The sequence below is a fragment of the Pseudomonas putida genome (assembly GCF_028682455.1).
In the GTDB taxonomy this organism is placed as follows: domain Bacteria; phylum Pseudomonadota; class Gammaproteobacteria; order Pseudomonadales; family Pseudomonadaceae; genus Aquipseudomonas; species Aquipseudomonas putida_AA.
In genome coordinates this window covers 2,073,183-2,087,903 of sequence record NZ_JANHLD010000001.1, presented here as the reverse complement: position 1 = coordinate 2,087,903, position 14,721 = coordinate 2,073,183, and the positions used below count along the sequence as shown (strand labels likewise).

General features: G+C 63.8%; 8 protein-coding genes. 3 read left to right on the top strand and 5 right to left on the bottom strand.

The genetic code is table 11. The features are described 5' to 3' along the window. Nucleotides 1-6: 6 nt before the first annotated feature. Nucleotides 7-420, bottom strand: coding sequence for an NUDIX hydrolase (locus NPS58_RS10040; protein ID WP_274115208.1), 414 nt, complete (start codon nucleotides 418-420; stop codon nucleotides 7-9). 161 nt (nucleotides 421-581) lie between these two features. Here NPS58_RS10040 and NPS58_RS10035 point away from each other — a divergent pair, with 161 nt between their 5' ends. Continuing rightward, nucleotides 582-4,883 (top strand): DEAD/DEAH box helicase, encoded by a 4,302-nt coding sequence (locus NPS58_RS10035; protein WP_274115207.1) that lies wholly within the window; start codon nucleotides 582-584, stop codon nucleotides 4,881-4,883. A gap of 125 nt (nucleotides 4,884-5,008) precedes the next feature. Continuing rightward, entirely contained in the window at nucleotides 5,009-6,619 is a 1,611-nt protein-coding gene (locus NPS58_RS10030) for an FMN-binding glutamate synthase family protein (RefSeq protein ID WP_274115206.1), read from the top strand. Nucleotides 6,620-6,627: 8 nt separating this feature from the next. Here the strand turns inward: NPS58_RS10030 and NPS58_RS10025 are convergent, their stop codons facing one another. The 4 genes from NPS58_RS10025 to NPS58_RS10010 all read right to left on the bottom strand — a co-directional run bounded on the left by NPS58_RS10025 (nucleotide 6,628) and on the right by NPS58_RS10010 (nucleotide 11,103). Then, nucleotides 6,628-8,184, bottom strand: coding sequence for a glycosyltransferase family 39 protein (locus NPS58_RS10025; protein ID WP_274115205.1), 1,557 nt, complete (start codon nucleotides 8,182-8,184; stop codon nucleotides 6,628-6,630). Then, complete coding sequence (locus NPS58_RS10020) at nucleotides 8,181-9,146, bottom strand: glycosyltransferase family 2 protein (RefSeq protein WP_274115204.1); 966 nt, start codon at nucleotides 9,144-9,146, stop codon at nucleotides 8,181-8,183. Before NPS58_RS10020 ends, NPS58_RS10025 begins: the two co-directional genes overlap by 4 nt. After that, nucleotides 9,146-9,511 (bottom strand): GtrA family protein, encoded by a 366-nt coding sequence (locus tag NPS58_RS10015; protein WP_274115203.1) that lies wholly within the window; start codon nucleotides 9,509-9,511, stop codon nucleotides 9,146-9,148. The genes NPS58_RS10020 and NPS58_RS10015 overlap by 1 nt, the downstream gene beginning before the upstream one ends. Nucleotides 9,512-9,681: 170 nt before the next feature. Beyond that, complete coding sequence (locus NPS58_RS10010) at nucleotides 9,682-11,103, bottom strand: amino acid permease (protein WP_028943453.1); 1,422 nt, start codon at nucleotides 11,101-11,103, stop codon at nucleotides 9,682-9,684. A 437-nt stretch (nucleotides 11,104-11,540) separates the two neighbouring features. Here NPS58_RS10010 and NPS58_RS10005 point away from each other — a divergent pair, with 437 nt between their 5' ends. After that, nucleotides 11,541-14,675, top strand: coding sequence for a transglycosylase domain-containing protein (locus tag NPS58_RS10005; RefSeq protein WP_274115202.1), 3,135 nt, complete (start codon nucleotides 11,541-11,543; stop codon nucleotides 14,673-14,675). Nucleotides 14,676-14,721 lie beyond the last annotated feature (46 nt).

The following is a 14,721-nucleotide window of genomic DNA, read 5'->3' as shown; positions in this document are numbered from 1 at the left end:
TTGGGGTCAGGCGGGTTGGCCAGTTAAGCGCCGATACAGGGGCAGAATCAAGTCCCGGGTAAGTGGCGCCAGCGCCAGGGTCAAGGGCTTACGGGCCGATACCCAGACCACTTCTGCGATCTCGGCGCCAGGCTCGACCGGCATCGCGGTGCGCACCAGGAACAGCTCGGCCTGAACTTCAAAACCCGGCTCGTTGGCGGCCGGCGCGCTGAACTGGCCAAGGTACTCGGCGTCTTGCTGGTCGATCTGCAAACCCAGCTCTTCGAACAGTTCGCGAGCCAGGGCATTGACCGGCTGCTCGCTGGCTTCGATCTTGCCACCAGGCTGCATGAAGGCCTGGGTGCCGCGCTTGCGTACCAGCAGGGTGCGACCCTGGGGGTCGAGTAACAGGGCGGCGGCGATGCGGATAGTTTTGCTCATGGGGGTCTCGTGACTGAAAAAAGCGCGCAAGGATCACATGTTGTCGGGGGGGCGCACAATCTCACCCAGCCGCCCCATCGCCTCGCGGGGCAAGCCCGCCCCTGCACAGCGCCTGACGAACGCCCCTTGCAACCCCGCCCGCTTGGCCGCATAAACAGGCCATGAACCTACCTGCCTTGAACCACCCGGAACTGGACGCCTTCCACCCCGCGGTCCGCACCTGGTTCCAGCGTCGTTTCCCGACCGTGACCGCCGCCCAGGCCAGGGCCTGGCCACTGATTCGTCGCGGCCAGTCATTGCTGGTAGCCGCCCCCACCGGCTCGGGCAAGACCCTCACTGCCTTCCTGGCAATCCTCGATGAATTGTTCAAGCAGGGCCTGGCCACTGGCGAGCTGCCAGACCAGACCCAGGTGGTCTATGTCTCGCCACTCAAGGCGCTCTCCAACGATATCCAGATCAACCTGCAAGCTCCCCTGGCCGGAATCAACGAGGCCCTGGTCGAACACGGCCATGAGCCGCTGCAGATCCGCACGGCCGTGCGCAGCGGCGATACCCCGCAAAAAGAACGCACAGCCATGCGCCGCAAAGCGCCGCATATTCTGGTCACCACGCCCGAGTCGCTGTATGTACTGCTCGGCTCCGAATCCGGACGCCAGGGCCTTACCAGTGTGCATACGGTGATCGTCGACGAAATCCATGCACTGGCCGGCAACAAGCGCGGCAGTCACCTGGGCCTGAGCCTGGAGCGCCTGCAAGCCCTGTGTGATCGCCCCTTGCGGCGTATCGGCCTGTCGGCAACCCAGCGTCCGGTAGAGCGTGTCGCCGCTTTTTTGGTCGGCAAGGATCGCGACTGCGCCGTTGTCGACATCGGCCACGCCCGCACTCGCGACCTGGGCCTGGAAGTGCCGCCGGTGCCCTTGGGGGCGGTGATGGCCACCGATGTCTGGTCACTGGTCTATGAGCGCCTCGCGCAACTGGCCCGGGAACACCGCACCACACTGGTATTCGTAAACACCCGGCGCCTGGCCGAACGCCTGACCCGCCACCTGAGCGAGCGCCTGGGGCAGCACGCGGTGGCCGCCCACCATGGCAGCCTGGCCAAGGAACACCGCCTGGACGCCGAGCAGCGTCTCAAGCGTGGCGAACTGCAGGTGCTGGTCGCCACCGCATCGCTTGAGCTCGGGATCGATATTGGCGAAGTCGAACTGGTATGCCAGATGGGCTCGCCCGGCTCCATTGCGGCCTTCCTGCAGCGCGTCGGTCGCGCGGGGCATCAGGTCGAGGGCACGCCCAAGGGGCGGCTGTTTCCCCTGTCCAGGGACGACTTGATCGAGTGCGCGGCCCTGCTCGATTGCGTGCGACGGGGCGAGCTGGACCTGCTGCACATTCCCCGGGCACCGCTGGATGTACTGGCCCAGCAGATCGTCGCCGAAGTCAGTTGCCAGCCCTGGGATGAGCAAGCGCTGTACCACTGCCTGTGCCGGGCGATGCCCTATGCCGACCTGGACCAGGCCCATTACCAGGCGCTGCTGCGCATGCTCGCCGAAGGTTTCAATGGTCGCCTGGGCGTGCGCAGCGCCTACCTGCATCGCGATGCGGTCAGCGCCAGCCTGCGCGGGCGGCGCGGCAGCCAACTGACCGCGCTGACCAGCGGCGGCACCATTCCCGACAATGCCGACTATGCAGTGCTGCTCGAACCCCAGGGGCTGAACATCGGCAGCGTGAACGAAGACTTTGCCGTGGAAAGCATCGCCGGCGATATCTTCCAGTTGGGCAACGCGTCATACCGAATCCTGCGGGTAGAAACCGGCAAGGTGCGGGTCGAGGACGCCAAGGGGTTGCCACCGAGCATCCCCTTCTGGCTTGGCGAAGCTCCTGGGCGCAGCGATGAACTGTCGTTCGGCGTGGCGCGCCTGCAAGCAGAAATCGACCGGCGCCTGGGTGAGTCCGGCGACCAACTGCAGCCCCTGCTCGACTGGCTGCAGAACGATACGGGCCTGGCCCCGGACAGCGCCGAGCAACTACTCGACTACCTGGCCCGCACCCGCGAGGTACTCGGCGCCCTGCCCTCGCAGCAGACCCTGATCATGGAGCGATTCTTCGACGAGTCCGGCGGCACCCAACTGATCATTCACAGCCCCTTTGGCAGCCGGATCAACCGCGCCTGGGGGTTGGCCTTGCGCAAGCGTTTCTGCCGCACCTTCAATTTCGAGCTGCAGGCCGCGGCCAGCGAAGACGCTATCGTGCTGTCGCTGTCGGCCAGCCACAGCTTCGCCCTCGACGAGGTGTGGCGCTACCTGTCGAGCAACACGGCGCAAGCGGTGCTGATCCAGGCTCTGCTCGATGCGCCGTTGTTCGGCGTCCGCTGGCGCTGGAACGCCGGCACCGCCCTGGCCTTGCCGCGTTTTGTCGGCGGGCGCAAGGTGGCGCCACAGATCCAGCGGATGAAAAGCGAAGACCTGATCGCCGCCGTCTTTCCCGATCAAATCGCCTGCCTGGAGAACCTCGCCGGCGAGCGGCAGATTCCCGATCACCCCCTGGTCGAGCAAACCCTCGACGACTGCCTGCACGAGGCCATGGACAGCGAAGGCTGGCTGGCCCTGCTGCGGCGTATCGAACACGGCGAGGTCCGGCTGATCAGCCGCGACCTGCCGGCGCCCTCGCCGCTGGCATCGGCCATTCTCAATGCCCGCCCCTACACCTTTCTCGATGACGCGCCGCTGGAAGAACGGCGCACCCAGGCGGTGCTCAACCGGCGCTGGAACGAGGTGCAAAGCAGCGACGACCTGGGCGCGCTGGACCCCGATGCCATCGCCGCGGTTGAAACCGAAGCCTGGCCCTCGCCCACCGGCAGCGATGAAATGCATGAGGCACTGATGAGTCTGGCCTGCATCAGCCAGCACGAAGTCGAGGCTAATCCCGGCTGGCAAGCCTGGCTCGACGAGCTGGCGGCAGCAGGCAGGGCCTGTTGCCTGCAACCGGACAGCGGCCCGGGGCTGTGGCTGGCCCGCGAGCGCCTGACCTTGCTACGCGCGCTGTACCCACGAGCCGCGATGACGCCGGATGTTCCGACACTGTCCGGCTTCGACCAGCCCTTCGATGCCGACACGGCGCTGGTCGAACTGGTGCGCGCACGCCTGAGCGGCTTCGGGCCGTTGACCCTGGCGCACATCGCCGCCCCGCTGCAACTGCCGCCCGCGGACCTCGAGCTGGCCCTGGCGCGCCTGGAGGCCGAAGGCTATGTGATGCGCGGTTACTTCAGCCCCGGCCAGCAGGAACTGCAATGGTGCGAACGGCACCTGCTGGCTCGTATCCACCGCTACACGGTCAGGCGCCTGCGCCGGGAGATAGAACCGGTCAGCCTGCAGGACTTCATGCGTTTTCTGTTCGACTGGCAGCACCTGGGCGCGACCACGCGCTTGCAAGGCCCTGCTGCGCTCAGTGAAGTGCTGGAACAGTTCGAGGGCTATCCCGCGGCGGCAAGTGCCTGGGAGAGCGACTTGCTGCCCAGCCGCATCAAGGACTACAGCCCGTTGTGGCTGGATGAAGCCTGCCGCGCCGGCAAGTTTGTGTGGGCGCGCCTGGCGCCCGGTGCGGCGGCCAGCACCCTGCGCAGCACACCCCTGGTGCTCTTGCCACGTACTCGCCTGGGGCTGTGGCGAGCCCTGAGCCCTGCCCTGGACAGCAGCAATCTGAGCCTGAAGGCGCAACGGGTGCATACGCTGTTGAGCGAGCACGGCGCCTTGTTCTTCGATGAGCTGGTGCATGACGCCCACCTGCTGGCCAGCGAGCTGGAAAACGCCCTGCAGGAATTGGTCGCAGCCGGGTTGATCAGTGCCGACAGCTTTGCCGGACTGCGGGCACTGATCACCCCGGCCAGCAAGCGCCAGGGGCGCAGTCACCGTCGCGGGCGCGGCCCGTCGTTCGGCGGCATGCAAGACGCCGGGCGCTGGGCCCTGCTGCGCAAGGCCACGGCGCCCGACAATCGTGATCAATCACTGGAACACATCGCCCGTACCTTGCTGCGCCGCTACGGCGTGGTCTGCTGGCGGTTGCTGGAGCGCGAGGCCGACTGGCTGCCGAGCTGGCGCGAACTGCTGCGTTGCTATCACCGCCTGGAAGCCCGGGGCGAGATCCGTGGCGGGCGTTTCATCAGCGGTCTGGCCGGTGAGCAATTCGCCCTGCCCGAAGCCGTGGCGCTGCTGCGCGAAGTACGCAGGCGCCCAGTGGATGCCAGCCTGGTGGCGATCAGTGCCAGCGATCCGTTGAACCTGGTCGGCACCTTGCTGCCCGGAGCCAAGGTGCCGGCACTCAGCGCCAACCGCCTGCTCTACCGCGACGGTATACCTGTCGCCAGCCTGATTGCCGGCACGGTTCACTTCGATGCTGCAGTCGCAGCCGACCAGCAGGGCGAGTTGCGGGATCGGTTGATCCGCGAGCCCGGCCTGCAAGGCCGGGAATGATGTTCACTGCGTTTGATCGACGGCAAGGCTTCATGTTCGTGGGCTGGCGCTGGCGCGTGCAACCGGGATAAGGTCGGAAGTTGTTCCAGGCCCTGAGCCTGACCGTGCCACCGAAAGGAACCCGCATGAGCCTGTCACTTTTGAGCCGCTACGCCTTTTTCGCCGCCTGTGTCCTGTTCACCCTGGCCAGCCTGCCCTTCCTGCACCATGAGTGGCTTTGGCCATTCACCCTGGCCACCGCGATTCTCAGCTTGATCGGCCTGTTCGACCTGCTGCAGAGTCGCCACGCGGTGCGGCGCAACTACCCGATCCTGGGCAACATCCGCTACCTGGTCGAAGGCATTCGCCCAGAGATCCGCCAGTACTTGCTCGAGTCCGACAGCGACGCCCTGCCGTTCTCCCGGGCACAGCGCTCGCTGGTGTACGCCCGGGCCAAGAACGAAGCTTCGGACAAACCGTTCGGTACCCTGATCGACGTCTACCAGTCGGGTTTCGAATTCATCGGTCACTCCATGCGCCCCGCGCCCCTGAGCGACCCGGCGGCGTTCCGGGTGATCGTCGGCGGCCCGCAATGCACCCAGCCCTACTCGGCTTCGGTGTTCAACATCTCGGCCATGAGCTTCGGCTCGCTCAGCGCCAATGCCATTCGCGCCCTCAACCAGGGTGCCAAGCTGGGCAACTTCGCCCATGACACCGGCGAAGGCAGCATCAGCCCCTATCACCGCGAGCATGGCGGCGACCTGACCTGGGAGCTGGGCAGTGGCTACTTCGGTTGCCGCACTTCCGATGGTCGCTTCGACCCCGAGCGCTTTGCCGAGCAAGCCCGCAGCCCGCAAGTGCGGATGATCGAAATCAAGATGAGCCAGGGGGCCAAACCCGGCCATGGCGGCATCCTGCCCAAGCACAAGGTCACCCGCGAGATCGCCGAGACCCGCGGCGTGATGATGGGTGAGGACTGCATCTCACCGTCGCGCCACAGTGCCTTTTCCACCCCTGTCGAGATGATGCAGTTCATTGCCCAGCTGCGTGAGCTGTCGGGCGGCAAGCCAGTGGGCTTCAAGTTCTGCCTGGGCCACCCGTGGGAATTCATGGGCATCGCCAAGGCCATGCTGGAAACCGGCATCCTGCCGGACTTCATCGTCGTCGACGGCAAGGAAGGCGGCACCGGCGCGGCGCCTGTGGAATTCACCGACCATATTGGCGTGCCCTTGCGCGAAGGCTTGCTGTTCGTCCACAACACCCTGGTCGGCCTCAATCTGCGTGACAAGATCAAGCTGGGCGCCAGCGGCAAGATCGTCAGCGCCTTCGACATCGCCAGCGTGCTGGCCATCGGTGCCGACTGGGCCAACTCGGCGCGCGGCTTCATGTTTGCCATTGGCTGCATCCAGTCACAAAGCTGCCACACCAACAAATGCCCGACCGGCGTCGCCACCCAGGATGCCCTGCGCCAGCGTGCCCTGGTGGTGCCGGACAAAGCCCAGCGGGTGTTCAACTTCCACCACAGCACCCTCAAGGCCCTGGCCGAAATGCTCGCCGCCGCGGGCCTCGACCACCCCTCGCAGCTAGAGGCCAAGCACCTGGTACGACGTGTCTCGGCGACCGAGATCAAGTTGTTCTCGCAGATGCACGTATTCCTCCAGCCCGGCGAGTTGCTCAGCGGGCAGATCAGTGGCGAGTTCTATTCGCGGATGTGGGCGATGGCACGAGCCGACAGTTTCGAGCCGCAAGCGGCCTGATCCGCTACTCAACGAGGAACCGTCCGGCTACCTGCAAGCGGCGTGACGTCGAACAGCATCGCCCGGGTAGCCCCCTCGGTTACCTCGGCGATCTTGCGCCAATGGCCAGGCAATGTGCGCTCCTTGCCATCGTCCGGCACGCCGCCTATCCACCAGACCCTGCCGGACCCGGGAGCCAGAAGGCCCGGGTCGGCCACATAGAGCTTGTCGGCACGCGGGTAGAGCAAGGTCGCGCCTCCGAAACTGGTCCTGGAGGTACCGCTGCTGTCCCCCTTGGCGCCATTGTCATACAGCAATGGCTCACTACCCGTCCGGTTGTAGTACGTCACGCTGAAATACCAGTACAGACCATCGACCACCATCACGTCACCAGGCTGCCACTGGCTGTTGACCCGGCCAAGCACGGCGTCCATCCGGTTGGCGTACCAGCCGGCGGCATCATTCAAGGTGTTTTTCTGGCTGTAGACCCGGGCAACCCCCGGCACCTGCCCGGCAACGCAACACACCAACAGCACTGCAGCCCAGCCACGACGACGTTCACCCAGGCGATCCAGTGCAAGGGCCAGCATGATCGCCAGGCCCACGGCCGAGAACACCAGGTAGCGTTCGACGAACATGGGAAATCTGAATGAAGCCAGCCACACCAGCACCAGCGGCACCCAGCTGGCACTGACCAGCAAGGCGGCAGGCTTGCGGCGCCGTGCATCGCTATCCACCACCACGATCGAGACAGCCACCATTGCCAGCAGGGGCAGCACGAACAATGGCCAGCCAAGGTTCTCGCCATTGTCGAGGGTGAAAAACTGCCACAGCGAGGCCGGGATGGTGGCGAGCGTCGCCGTCGGGATCCAGTCAACCAGCTTGGTGTAGGTGATCTGTCGCAACAGCGCAGGCAACCAGGGTGTGAAGGCCAGCGCGACGAGCGCATTGGTCAGCCACCAACTGCGGTGCGAGCTCAACCGTCCCTCGGCACTCGCCGGCAACCACAGCACATACAACCAATGGGCGATCACGCACCAGATGGCAAAGTAATGGGTATACAGCGCAGCCAGCATCAACAGCCCGTATACCCATAAATAGCGTTGCCGTTGCGGCTGCCTGACCCACAGGAGCAGCGCCAGGGTGGCGGCAAGCAGCAGCAGGGTCAGCAACGAATACATGCGCACTTCCTGGCTGTAACGTACTGCGATAGGCAACACCGCCAGCAACAGCCCCGCGATCAGCGCTGCCCGGCGGCCGGCCACTTGCTGCGCCACAGCCATGCCCAACCCGACGATCGATATCCCGGTCGCGACGCTCAGGCCGCGAACGCTCTGGACGCTGTCGCCCATCAGCGCCATCCAGCCATGCAGCACCAGGTAATAGAGCGGTGGGTGAACGTCGCGCGCGGTGTGGAACAGTATCTGCCCCGGTGCCAGCGAGCTCAGAGCGATGGAAAAGCCTTCGTCGTACCAGATGACCGGCACGTCGAGATGATAGAGACGCAACACCGAAGCCAGCAGCAGGATACCTGCGCAGCCGCACACCCACATGGCACGGCTGGAAACCGCACCGGTCGCGCTCACTTCAGGTCCTTGAGCGCCGGGTGCCCCACATCCTGCCGGGAGCCACCCACAATGTTGCGGATGACATAGCGGGGCCGGTGCTTGGACTCCATGTAGATGCGCCCGATGTACTCCCCGAGGATGCCGATACCGATCAACTGCACCCCGCCCAGAAACAGGATGGCGGTCATCAACGACGGGTAACCCGGTACCGGGTTGCCGAATACCACCTTGTTCACCACCAGGAACACCGCATGGGCCAGCGCCAGCAAGGCAATGCTGCCACCGATATAGGTCCACAGGCGCAAGGGCAAGGTACTGAACGAAGTGATGCCTTCCAGTGCCAGGTTCCACAGTTTCCAGCCATTGAAATGGGTATCGCCAGCCGAGCGTGGCGCCCGGTCATATTCGATGACAGCGGTGGTGAATCCGGCCCACGACAGCACCCCCTTCATGAACAACTGGTGTTCGGGCATCGAGGTGATCACATCCACGACCTTGCGGTCGAGCAAGCGGAAGTCGCCGACATTCTCTTCGATCGGGGTTTGGGAAATTCGGTTGAGCAAGGCATAGAAGATCGATGCGCTACGCCGCTTCCAGTAACTGTCCTGGGCACGATTGCGGCGCTTGGCCAATACCACTTCTGCACCGGCCTGCCACTGTTCGATCAACTGCGGGATCACCTCCACCGGGTCCTGCAGATCGACATCTATCGGAATGACCGCATCGCCACTGGCCTGCTCCAGGCCAGCGAACAATGCCGCCTCCTTGCCGAAGTTGCGCGACAGGTTGATCAGTACGACGTCCGGATCCGTCAGCACCCGCTGGCGTATCAGCAGCTCGCTGCGGTCTTCGCTGCCATCGTTGACGAAGACAATCTCCAGGCGTTCGCAGCATCCCTGCAATGTCCGTTGTACTGCCTCATAGAACGGTGCAATGGCCAGCTCTTCGTTGTACACCGGCACTACCAGCGAAATGTTCATCAACGAACCTCGCGAAAGACATACCGAGAACACATGAAGCCCAACACCAGGCTACACAGGGAAAACACCAGGAAGGTCAGCAGCGGCCACCAGTCATTGCGATCTGCCAGGTAACCCAGGCCGACGCTCAAGCTTCCCATGCTCAGCACCAATGCCAGGTAACGACGCGCCGACAAGCTGGCCTTGAAGGTAAACCGTGCATTGACGACGCTGGAAAAACTCAAGGCCACCAGGAACGCCGTGAAGTTACTCGCCGTCTGGCTGAACCCGGCCACGACGTGCAGGCACATGAACACCACGCCGTGCACCAGGGTATTGGCGATGCCTACCACGGTATACCTGGCGAATTGAGGGAGTGGCAGCATGCGGTTCACACAACACCCTCTCGCTGAACGTGGCTGGGGCGAATGTCACGGCTACTGACATAAGAGACAGCTGAACAGGCTACGAGTGCCTGAGTGGAAACATTCGGTCATGCCTCCACGCCCACTCCCACCGGTCCGGCAGGAGCGGGCTTGCCCCGCGATGGCTCACATCAAGAGGCAGTACGGGCCAGTTGCGCGTTGTCGGCCTTTGGCGACAACTTGAACACGTAGTACAGCACGGTGAGCATCACCAGGAAGGCCGGGCCGATGTACAGGGCCACGCGGGTTTCCTCGAAGTAAGCCATCAGGCCCACCACCAGGATCAGGAACGCCAGCGCCAGGTACGAGCTCAGCGGCCACAGCCACATGCGGTACTTGAGCGCCTTGCGCTCAGCAGTCGACAGGCCGGCACGGAACTTGAGCTGCGCCAGGAGGATCATTACCCAGGTCCAGATCGCACCGAAGGTCGCGATTGCCGTCACCCAGACGAAGACTTTCTCCGGTACCAGGTAGTTGGCCAGCACGCCCAGCAGCAGGGCGGCGATGGACAGCAGCAAGGCATTGCGCGGCACGCCGTTGCTCGAGGTGCGAGCGAAGGTGGCCGGGGCCTGGCCGTTCTGCGCCAGGCTGTAGAGCATGCGCCCGGTGCTGAAGATACCGCCGTTGCACGACGACAGCGCCGCAGTGATCACCACGAAGTTGATGATGCCGGCTGCGGTCTTGATGCCCAAACGCTCGAAGGTCATCACGAACGGGCTGCCCTGGCTGCCGATTTCGTTCCACGGGTAGATCGACAGGATCACGAACAAAGCGCCCACGTAGAACAGCAGGATGCGCCAGAACACCGAGCCGATGGCCTGGGGAATGGTTTTTTGCGGGTTGCGCGCTTCACCGGCGGTCAGGCCGATCATCTCTACGCCCAGGTAGGCGAACATCACCATCTGCAGCGACATCAGCACGCCGGTCACACCGTTGGGCATGAAGCCGCCGTTGCTCCACAGGTTGGAGATCCCCATGGCGACACCGTCGTTGCCAAAGCCGAAGGCGATGATGCCGATACCGCCGAGCACCATGGCAATGATGGTGACGATCTTGATCAGGGCGAACCAGAACTCGAACTCACCGAAGGCCTTGACCGCGATCAGGTTGATCGCACCCATGCTGCCCAGGGCCGCCAGTGCCCAGATCCAGCGGGGAACGTCGGGGAACCAGATGCCCATGTAGATGGCCACCGCGGTGATTTCCGCCACGCAGGTCACCAGCCACAGGAACCAGTAGTTCCAGCCGGTCAGGAAGCCCGCCAGCGGGCCGAGATAGTCTTGGGCGTACCGGCTGAAGGAACCTGCGACCGGGTTGTGCACCGCCATCTCACCGAGGGCACGCATGATCACCAGGATCGCCAGGCCGCCGATGATGTAGGACAGCATGATTGCCGGACCGGCCATTTCGATGGCCTTGGCCGAACCGAGGAACAGGCCGACACCGATACAGGCGCCCAGCGCCATCAGGCGAATGTGTCGCTCGCCGAGTTCTCGCTTGAGTGGGCCGCCCTGGGCGGTCTCACCGTGAGAAGGATGGTTGCCGACTGGCATAGAAATACAACCTCATTTTGTTATTGGATATAGACCGTTCGTGCAGGCCTGGTATCGCCGATAGGCGGATACGCTGCCTTGCCGGGTGCCACCTTGTGAGCGGCCCCGTCTGTCGACGCTCGAAGCGTGGGCAGTGCGAAAGGGGCGAGCAGTATAGAAAGGCCCCTACAGGGCATTCCACTATAAAAAGCACGATATTTGGCGAGAACTCTCGGCAAGAACCGTATTCACGGAGGAGCATTCCCCGTGCTTTCTCCGGCACCGGAAAAAGGGCGGCTAACATAGCACCAAAACTGGGCATTACAACCTTGCACCAAAGGCGCATGCCTACGCCCTTTAAAGGCATGCCTTGCAGGCTCTACAAATTTTTCACCGAACTCGCTCACCGTCTAAGCTTCAGGCAAGCAAGACGAAAATAAGTAGCCGGGCTGAAAACTATGGGCGCATTGTGGCAATCGGAACCAACCAGCAAGGAAGCTCCCCCTGAATCCCTAGAAGAATCACCATTGCCGAAAAGCCCTCGCCAGCGTCATCTGTGGTGGAGGCTGGTCTGGCTGGTGCTGCTCCTCAGCCTGATCGCCCTTGGACTGGCCATCGCCAATGAAATGCACACCTCGCGGATGCAGTCGCGCGAACTGAGCCAATTCGCCTCGACCCTGACCTACTCCCTGCAACCCGGGCCCAGCGATGCAATCATCTACCCCGGTGACGGCCCCTTCGACCAGCGCCTGGGCTACAGCGCCCTGGGCGATTTCCTGCCGCGCCTGCTCAAGCGCGACTATGTGATCAGCGAGCAGGTGCATTTTTCGCCGGCGCTGATGAACTACACCGAGCACGGCTTCTTCGTGCCCTATAAAGAGAAGATCCAGACCGGCCTGTCGATCACCGACTGCAAGGGTGACGTGCTCTACCAGTACCATTACCCGCAGTACCTGTACCCGGACTTCGCCTCCATACCGCCGGTGATCGTCAACAGCCTGCTGTTCATCGAGAACCGCGACCTGCTCGATCCCAACGATCCCTATGCCAACCCGGCGGTGGACTGGCCACGTTTTGCCAAGGCCGCCTACAGCCAGGTGGCCAAGTATCTGGCCCTGCCCGGTCAATCCGCCGGCGGCAGCACCCTGGCGACCCAGTTGGAAAAGTACCGTCACTCGCCTGACGGCCTGACGGTGTCGGGCGGCGAGAAGATTCGCCAGATGATTTCTGCCAGCGTGCGCGCCTACCAGGGTGGGCCCGAGACCCTCGAAGCGCGCCAGCGCATCGTGCGTGACTACCTCAACAGCGTGCCGCTCTCGGCGGTGCCCGGCCACGGTGAAGTGCATGGCATGGCGGAAGGCCTGCGGGTCTGGTACGGCGCCGACTTTGCCCAGGTCAACGAGATCCTCGCCTCGACCGCTACCGACCCGCAAAGCATGGCAGCGCGGGGGCTGGCACTGCGCCAGGTGCTGTCGCTGATGATCGCCCAGCGCCGGCCCTCGCACTTTTTGTCCAAAGGCCGTAACGAACTGGCGGAGCTGACCGACAGTCACATTCGCGTGCTGGCGGCCAGCAACATCGTCGACCGTCCGCTGGCCGATGCTGCGCTGGCAAGCAAGGCCACCTTCCGTGACTGGGTGGCCCAACCCACCATTGTGCCGATCGTCACCAACAAGGGCATCAGCGTGGCCCGCAGCCGCTTGTCCCTGGCCCTGGCCCGGCCACTCTACGACCTCGACCGTCTAGACCTGTCGGCCACCAGCACCTTGCAATCGGACCTGCAGGGACAAGTCAGCCAGTACCTCAAGGACCTCGCCGACCCGGCCTTCGCCGAAAAGGTCGGGTTGTACGGTGAACGCCTGCTGACCCCGACCAGCACCACCCAGGTGCGCTACAGCTTCACCCTGCTCGAACGCACCGCCAATGGCTCGCGGGTGCGGGTGCAGACCGACAGCACCGACCAGCCCTTCGACATCAACGAAGGCAGCAAGCTGGAGCTCGGCTCTACCGCCAAGCTGCGGGTGCTGACCAGCTACCTGGAAATCATCGCCGAACTGCACGACAAGTATGCCGATACCCCCGCGACCGACCTGAAGAAGGTCGAGGTCGCAGAACTGGACTTCATCACCCGCTGGGCCATCGACTACCTGATCCAGAACAAGGATCGCAACATCGTCGCGATGCTCGATGCCGCGCTCAATCGCAAGTACTCGGCAAGCCCTGGCGAAGCGTTCTTCACCGGTGGCGGCATGCATGTGTTCAACAACTTCCGCAAGGAAGACAACGGCCGCATCCCGACGCTCAAGGATGCCCTGCGCGAGTCGATCAACCTGCCGTTCATTCGCCTGATGCGCGACCTGGTTCGCTACAGCACCTACCAGACTCCGGGCAACAGTGTCGCGCTGCTCAAGGACGATGCCGAACCACGGCGCCAGGAGTACCTGGCGCGCTTCGCCGACAAGGAAGGCACCGACTACCTGCGCAGATTCTGGAAAAAGTACCAGCGCAAGACCTCGCAGCAGCGCCTGGACACCTTCCTCGACAGCCTGCGGATCACCCCGATCCGCCTGGCCGCCGTGCACCGCTACCTGTTCCCCGAAGCCGACCAGGCCACCTTCAACGCCTTCGTCCAGGCGCACCTGAAAAAGGACCGGCTGGACAACAAGCGTGCACCCAGCAAGCAAGACACGGTGACCGAGAAGCGCCTGGATGACATGTACTACGCCTACGGTCCCGGCAAGTTCGACCTGCCCGACCAGGGCTTCGTCGCCAAGGTCCACCCGCTGGACCTGTGGCTGCTGGGCTACCTGCTGAAGAACCCCAGCGCCAGCTTCCAGGACGCGGTCCAGGCCAGCCAGTTCGAACGCCAGGAGGTGTACAGCTGGCTGTTCAAGAGCCGGCACAAGGGCGCCCGCGACAGCCGTATCCGCACCCTGGTGGAAATCGAAGCCTTCCTCGATATCCATCGGCGCTGGAAGCGCGTCGGTTATCCGTTCGATCACCTGGTACCGTCGCTGGCCACCGCCATCGGTAGTTCCGGCGACCGTCCGGCTGCCTTGGCCGAGTTGATCGGGATCATCCAGAACGACGGTATTCGCCTGCCGGTCCTGCGGATCGACACGCTCCACTTTGCAGCCGACACGCCTTACGAAACTCGCCTTGCCGGTGACCCTGACCTGGGCCAGCGGGTACTGTCGGTGGAAGTTGCCCAGGCCCTGCGCGGAGCCCTGTCGCAAGTGGTCGATGCCGGCACCGCGCGCCGGGTGTCCGGCAGCTTCAAGCTCAACGATGGCACGCCGATGGTCATGGGTGGCAAGACCGGCACCGGCGACAACCGTATCGAAAGCTGGGGCGCGGGTGGCCGGCTGCTCGGCTCCAAGGCGATCAACCGTACGGCCACCTTCGTGTTCTTCCTGGGCGATAACCACTTCGGCACCCTCACCGCCTTTGTGCCGGGCCGGGCCGCGGAGTCCTTCAAGTTCACCTCGGCCTTGCCGGTGCAGGTGCTCAAGGGCATGGCGCCGATCCTCACACCTTACCTGCAACCGGGTAGCCACACCCTGTGCAAGGCACCACAAGTGGCTCAGAAATAAGCCATTGCCACCGCCCCCCGGACGCCCCGATCGGGTCCGGGTTTCA

What these genes read in the sequence shown, in the direction of transcription:
- NPS58_RS10040 (WP_274115208.1), bottom strand. Translation starts at nt 420, where the DNA reads ATGAGCAAAACTATCCGCATCGCCGCCGCCCTGTTACTCGACCCCCAG.
- NPS58_RS10035 (WP_274115207.1), top strand. Translation starts at nt 582, where the DNA reads ATGAACCTACCTGCCTTGAACCACCCGGAACTGGACGCCTTCCACCCC.
- NPS58_RS10030 (WP_274115206.1), top strand. Translation starts at nt 5,009, where the DNA reads ATGAGCCTGTCACTTTTGAGCCGCTACGCCTTTTTCGCCGCCTGTGTC.
- NPS58_RS10020 (WP_274115204.1), bottom strand. Translation starts at nt 9,146, where the DNA reads ATGAACATTTCGCTGGTAGTGCCGGTGTACAACGAAGAGCTGGCCATT.
- NPS58_RS10015 (WP_274115203.1), bottom strand. Translation starts at nt 9,511, where the DNA reads ATGCTGCCACTCCCTCAATTCGCCAGGTATACCGTGGTAGGCATCGCC.
- NPS58_RS10010 (WP_028943453.1), bottom strand. Translation starts at nt 11,103, where the DNA reads ATGCCAGTCGGCAACCATCCTTCTCACGGTGAGACCGCCCAGGGCGGC.
- NPS58_RS10005 (WP_274115202.1), top strand. Translation starts at nt 11,541, where the DNA reads ATGGGCGCATTGTGGCAATCGGAACCAACCAGCAAGGAAGCTCCCCCT.